Source organism: Celeribacter sp., assembly GCF_048270365.1.
GTDB lineage: Bacteria > Pseudomonadota > Alphaproteobacteria > Rhodobacterales > Rhodobacteraceae > Celeribacter.
Genome location: NZ_JBLWTA010000066.1, coordinates 1 through 6,732, shown reverse-complemented (window position 1 = coordinate 6,732; position 6,732 = coordinate 1). Strand labels below are relative to the sequence as shown.

Genomic DNA, 6,732 nt, shown 5'->3' with positions numbered 1-6,732 from the left:
CCGAAGGCGCGGGCCTATCCCTCCGGATACAACTGGCAAAATGTGCACCAAACCGGTTGACCCACAGCCGGACGGTTTTGCGGATAACGATCACGCCGCGCTCTGCCAGAAGGTCTTCGACGTCTGCCGTGCTCAGAGCAAAGCGATGATAGGCCCAGACGGCATAAGCGATGATCTCGCGGGGGAAGCGGAAGCCCTTCAGGCGCGGCAGGGATGATGGCATTTTCATCCGGAACCCTGTCGCAAAACCATAAGCTGGCAACAACTTGGCAATGCCGGCGCGGGAACTCAGGACAAAACTCTGAATTTTGTCGAGCCAGACATCTGTGTTGGGTGCAGCAACCTTCTGCTTCAACGTTGCGCTGCGCTTCTGCTCAAACCCGGAAACAGGTTTAAGCAGAAGCGCTTTAGCTCAGGATTTTACGGAACCGGGCCAGCACCATAGACAGGGCGACGATCGACATCGCCACCATCGCGGCAAGCTGTCCGATCACGAGATCCAACCCTGCGCCCCTGTAGAGGACGGATTGCGCAAAGGAAACGAAATGCGGCGAGGGGCTGATCGTGCGCATGACAAGTTGCAGCCAGTCGGGCATGGACTCGAGCGGTGTTATGCCCCCCGACAGAAGAATCATGATGACGATGACCGGAATGGTCAAAAGTCCGAACTGCCCCATGTTATGGGTGAAACTCGCGAGCATCAGACCAAGCGAGGCCACCGACACGACATAGATCGTGGCACCCAGAACATAGAGCGCCAAAGAACCGGCAATCGGCACCCCCATTGCCCACTGCACAACCACCACGAGGCTGAACACGGAGGCGAAAAGGATCACGCCGCCGGTGGCGAAGATCTTCGACAGAACGATCTCATGCGGACGCACGGGCATCACAAGCACATGTTCGATGGTGCCGCGTTCGCGTTCGCGGATCAAAGACGCCCCGGAGAGGATCAGCATCAGCATCGTAACGTTGTTCATCAGTTGCATCACGGACGTGAACCAGCGCGCCGTCATGTTCGGATTAAACCGACTGCGAAACACCACGTTTACCAGATCATCGCTGCCGACGCCCGGCGTGAGATAATCAGAGACGGTTTTCGCTAGAAGCTGTGTCATGAAGGACGAACCATTGCCGGCAAATGCGACCGCGGTGGCATCCGCGAGAATTTGTATCTCCGCCTCATCGCCCCGGCGCAGATCGCGCTCGAGATCGGGGGGCAGAGAGACGACCAAAACATAGTCGCCATTGGTCTGCGTCTCTGCCGCCTCATCCGGGCTCAAAAGCGCGGGTGTTGCAAAGAGGGGGGCGCGGATTTCGTCGATGATCCGGGCCGAAAGCGGGCTGTGGTCTTCATCGACCACGGCGACGGACAAATCCTTCACTTCGGTCGAGCCTGCGTCGGAGACAAGCCAGACGGCTGCGCTGAATACGTAGAGGATCAGCGCAACCATCACGAGATCGCCGCGGATCGCACGCAGCTCTTTGACCGTCAGACGGAGGATATTGGAGAGGCTTTTCAACATGTCAGGCCTCCTGCTTGCGAAGGGCAAGCACGGACAGGGTGAGATAGATCAGGCAGAACCCCGCGATGATGAGGATGTTCATCGCCACATCGCCGAAACCGAAGCCTTTGAGGAAGGTGCCGATGGAGATCGGCTGGAACCACGCGCCGGGGAAGGACAGGCCTACGATGCGTCCCATGGGCGCAAGCGTGGAAACGGGGGTGATCAGGCCGGAGAAATTCACCGTCGGGATGATGGACAGCACCGCTGTTGCGAAGACCGCGGAGACCTGTGTGCGGGTAAAGCTCGACATAAATTGTCCGAAGCCCGTGGTGGCAATGACATAGAACAGCGCGGCCAGCCCGAGCGCAGGCAGGCTGCCATGCAGCGGCACGCCGAAGACCCAAAGGCCAAGCCCTGCCATAACCCAGAAATTGAACCAGGCGATGATGATATATGGGATTTGTTTGCCGATGAGGAACTCCACCTTGCGCACCGGCGTGGCGCGGAAATTGGCAATCGTTCCCGTCTCCTTTTCGCGCACGACCGAGATCGCCGACATAATCGCCGGGATCAGCATCAAAATGAGCATGAGCATCGACGGCACCATGGCATGCGCGCTTTTGAAGGCCTGATTGTAGAGATAGCGAGTCGTGATCGACAGGCTTTCGGAGCTTTCCGTGCCCGTCTCAGTGGCAAGGTCGTCGGCGAATTGCGTGAGAAGGCCAAGCGCATAGCCCTCGGCGGTTTCTCCGCGGAACGGCATGGAGCCATCGATCCAGAGCGAGATTTCCGGCGCGCTCCCCTGATGCAGCGCTTTGCCGAAGCCATCGGGAATTTCCAGCGCCACCGTCAGGTTCCCCCGCTCCATCTGCCGGTCCAGCGCGTCAAGCGAGGTGAAATCGTCCTTTTGATCGAATTGGGGAATGGAGCTAAACGCCTCGATAAGGCGGCGGCTTTCCGGCGTGTGGTCCATGTCGTTGACCGCAAAGCTCAGCTTGTCGACATCAAAGGAAATCCCGAAGCCCATGGTGATCAAAAGGATGATCGGCCCCGCCAGCGCAAAGAACATCCGGATCGGATCGCGGATCAGTTCCAGCGTTTCGCGCGACGTATAGGCCCAAAGACGGCTCATCGCGCGTTGCAGTGCATTGGGGGCGGCAGCCGCGACCTCATTGCGCAGGGCATCGGTGTCCGCCGTGTCCTCATCGGCGCGCAGCTCACCTTCCAATGCCGTGATGAACGCCTCTTCCAATGTCTGGGCCCCGCGTCTAGCGGTCAGTTCCTCAGGGGTGCCAACATCGAGCACACGCCCGGCATGCATGAGAGAAATCCGGTCACAGCGCTCCGCCTCATTCATGAAATGGGTGGAAATGAAAATCGTCACACCCTCGTCTCGCGAGAGCGAAATCAACTTGCGCCAAAACGCATCGCGCGCCAGAGGATCCACCCCCGAGGTCGGCTCATCAAGGATGAGAATGCGTGGTTTGTGGATCGTCGCGACCGCCAATTGCAGGCGCTGCCGGATCCCCAGTGGCAGCCCGTCGGGCATCGAAGCGGCCACCTTGGTCAGCTCAAATTCGTCCAGGACCTCGCCCACCCGCTCCGCGCGGCGCTCGGGGGGAATGTGATAGAGTTCTGCGTGCAGTTCGAGATTCTGCCGCACGGTCAGCTCGGTATAGAGCGAGAAGGCCTGTGACATGTAACCAATGTTCTGGCGTGCGGCCATGTCGCCGTTCTCAAGCTCTTCGCCAAAGAGTTTCGAGCGTCCTTCCGTGGGCTGCAACAGCCCGGTGAGCATTTTCATCGTTGTCGATTTGCCACAGCCGTTGGAACCGAGAAAGCCGAAAATCTCGCCCTCGGGAATGGTGAAACTGACGTGATCCACGGCGGTGAAATCGCCGAAGCGCTTGACCAGATCGAACGCCTCGATTGCGGGCACCGTGCCGTCTTTTGCGGGCCGGGTGCGCAGGGTCACTCCGACCTCCTCGCCCTCTTCTTTCGGGAGCATCTCGATGAAGGCATCCTCAAGCGTCGCCTTGCCCGCTTGCGCCCGAATGTCTTCCGGGCTGCCTATCGCGATCACCTTGCCGTCGTTCATGGCCGCCAACCATTCAAAGCGTTCCGCCTCTTCCATGTAGGCCGTGGCGACGAGCACACTCATGCCGGTGAGCTTGGCGCGGATGCGATCAATAAGCTCCCAGAACTGACGCCGGGACAAAGGATCCACCCCGGTCGTCGGCTCGTCAAGGATCAGCAGATCCGGGTCATGGATCAGTGCCGCGCAAAGCCCGAGCTTTTGCTTCATCCCGCCGGACAGCTTGCCCGCTGGGCGATCAAGAAAAGGCGCAAGTCCGGTGGCTTCGGTCAGCATCGCGATGCGTTCGCGCCGTTCGGCCTGTTTCTGTCCAAAGAGGCGCCCGAAGAAATCGAGGTTTTCGCGCACACTCAGCGTCGGGTAGAGGTTTTTGCCCAGCCCCTGCGGCATATAGGCAATCCGCGCGCCCAGGGTGCTGCGGGCACTGGCGTCGCGCATGTCATGGCCGAGGACCGTCACCTCCCCCGCCTGCGCTTTGCGCACACCGGCGAGAAGGCCCAGAAACGTGGATTTCCCGACCCCGTCCGGACCGATCAGGCCAACCACTTTTCCGGCGGGAATGTCGAGTGTCACATCGTCGAGCGCAAAGACCGCCTTGTAACGATGCGACACGGCGTTCAGACGTGCCACATATTTCATGTCGGATCACTCCGGCACGTTGACGGTCAGGTGCTCCGGCCAGTCCACGTCAGGTTCGGTGCGCACAAAACCGATGCCCCGCACCCCGCTTTTGATCAGGCTCTCGTATTTCGCCAAAAGCGCGCGCGGCACCGAAAGTTTCACCCGGAACACAAGCTCTTCGCGCTGCTCCTGCGTTTCGACACTCTTCGGCGTGAATTGCGATTGCGGCGAGATGAAAGTGATCTTCGCGGGAAGGACATAATCGGAAATCGGGTCGAGAATGAGCCGCGCCTCATCGCCCACCGCCAGCGTGCCGATCACCGTCGCGGGCAGGTAGATGTTCATGTAAACATTGCTCAGATCGAGCATGGTGACCACAGGATAGCCCGCATCAATCACCTCGCCCGGTTCATGCAGGCGGTAAAGCACCCGGCCTCTCAGCGGCGCGGTGATGGTCAGATCGTCGAGCGCCAATTGCACCTGGTCCTGATCCGCCTCAGCGGCAGCGATGGACGCCTTGGCATCTTCGATTTGCGCCTTGGCCATCTCGACCGTGGCCTTGGCGCTGTTGAGCGCATTGGTCGCATCGTCGAGTGTGCTTTGCGATGTGGTTCCACTGTCATGCAGCTTCACCACACGGGCATAGGTGGTTTGTGCCACGGAAAGCGCGCTTTCGGCCTGCATCAGTGTCGCCTGCGCCACTGTCAGCCCGGCATTGGCACGCAGCACGGCCGCCTTTGCTGCATTGAGCTGGGCCGTAGCGTTCGCCGAGCCCATTTGCGCGATCACATCGCCCGCAGACAACAGATCACCCTCCTCTGCCGTGACACTGTCGATCCGCCCGGCGTATTTCGTGGCAACATCGACGGTCTGCGCCTCGAGCCGGCCGTTAGAGCTATAGATACCCTCCTCACCACTCGATTTACGGAATTTTTCGAGCAGAGTGTCGAAGTCTTGCCCTGCGGTTGCTGGCACGGCAGTGAACGAGAAAAACGCTGACAGAAGACTTGCAACGACAATGCGCAGGATTGGGGCATGTGATGTGGACAATACGGACATGTTTGCGGCCTCTTCTTTCGCAGGCAGGAGTCTTTGTTTCAGACGTTCGCTAAAGCGTTTCTCAAAAAACTTGAGGCACTCAATTTTTGAGAAACGCAGCACTAACAATTCAGTGTGGCAACGTTTTCCGCTCAATCTGATTCAGATTAAACGAAAAAAGCTTTAATTCTCTATACCATTCCGAATGGTCCTCGTAACACATTATAAATGACAAATGTGTCATTTTGTCTTTGACCGTATGGGTTTTCTTCATTGAACCTGCTGGAACACAGAAAGGCGAGACATCTTTGCTCAATGGCCCAGACGGGGAACTTCGATAAAACCATGTGCTAACGCGTTTCGCATTAAATCTGAATCACAGATTTTGTGTGAAGCGCTCACAACGTTTATATGTTGCACAGCCTTGGTGGTTATCCCGTTCCCAAAAGATAGGCGACCTGAGTGCGGTCGAACCCGACGATGGCTTGCCCCTTTGCAATGGCTGATTGCAAAGCCGCACGCAGGCTCAGACGTTCGGCCAAAGCGGCCTGTGGATCGGATGCAATCAGCGCGTCGATGTCGCGCGGGATTGCCACCGGGGACAGATCGGCGCGGGGCGGGCAGGGGCGTTTTTCGGCCCGCGCAACGACGCCCGGAGCATCGAGTTGCCAATGGGCAAGGATACGATCCGACGGCAATCCGGCATTGATCCCCGGCATCGGACCGTAATAATCGACGAAATATGTGGCGGAAGTGGCCCCAAGCACGCAAATGTTGAGCCCCTCCAGGCCCTGAGTGCGCAGGGTCAGGATCGGAAAGGTTTTGTCGCTCAGGGTTTGGTTTGAAACTTTGAAAAGGGTGACGAGTGGCAGGTTGACAATGCGCAACTCGGCCGCCTCGATTTTCAGCGGGGTGAAGGAAGGGGCATTTAGGGTCTCGGGGCAATCAGCGGGTTTTGGAGATGACACGGGCGAAGGTTTCGCTGTCGGCATGGGAGAACAGCTTTTCGGGCGGTCCCTGTTCGGCGACGCGGCCTTCCATGACGTTTTCCAACACGGTGCGATGGGTCGGCGGCGGTCAAATCCGAAGCAGTCGTGGGAGATGCATGGCTGAATTTCCAAACCGGCTGAGGGTCTGGGCTTGGACGAAATCTAAAATCGCCCGTAAATTGGGCACATAAAGCATGGCTTTGAGGAAACTCAAATCGTTTTATACTTCCTTGTTGAACATGAGGGCCGGACTGAGCCCGGTCTTTTTTTGCTGAGATTCCGATACGCTGTACACGTCATGCCTTTCTTTTTATGAATCAGGTTAAACGCGTGACGGTTTGGGTATGGCCAATCAGAACTCACCGTCAGACTCACTGTGATCACACGACTCGCGTCTGTTCTGTCGACATTGCCAAGTTGTTGTTCGCAGTAAGGGCTGATTTGGTTTTGGTTCTTCAGGCCGTCATTTCGAGGGCATAGT

Annotated in this window: 4 protein-coding genes and 1 pseudogene; all 5 read right to left on the bottom strand. The window is 57.9% G+C overall.

Features of this window, described 5'->3' with window-relative positions; all coding sequences use genetic code 11:
- A pseudogene (locus ACN0X0_RS22820) lies at nucleotides 1-262 on the bottom strand (hypothetical protein); the annotation flags it as partial.
- 145 nt (nucleotides 263-407) lie between these two features.
- A complete protein-coding gene (locus ACN0X0_RS22815) occupies nucleotides 408-1,526 on the bottom strand; it encodes an ABC transporter permease (protein WP_417281113.1) in 1,119 nt (372 codons plus the stop codon).
- A 1-nt stretch (nucleotide 1,527) separates the two neighbouring features.
- Nucleotides 1,528-4,242 carry a ribosome-associated ATPase/putative transporter RbbA gene (rbbA, locus tag ACN0X0_RS22810; protein ID WP_417281112.1) on the bottom strand — a complete coding sequence of 905 codons (2,715 nt, stop codon included), beginning with the start codon at nucleotides 4,240-4,242 and terminating at the stop codon, nucleotides 1,528-1,530.
- 6 nt (nucleotides 4,243-4,248) lie between these two features.
- Nucleotides 4,249-5,283, bottom strand: a complete 1,035-nt coding sequence (locus ACN0X0_RS22805) for an HlyD family secretion protein (RefSeq protein ID WP_417281111.1) — start codon at nucleotides 5,281-5,283, stop codon at nucleotides 4,249-4,251.
- A gap of 410 nt (nucleotides 5,284-5,693) precedes the next feature.
- Nucleotides 5,694-6,149 (bottom strand): hypothetical protein, encoded by a 456-nt coding sequence (locus tag ACN0X0_RS22800; protein WP_417281110.1) that lies wholly within the window; start codon nucleotides 6,147-6,149, stop codon nucleotides 5,694-5,696.
- Nucleotides 6,150-6,732: the final 583 nt, after the last annotated feature.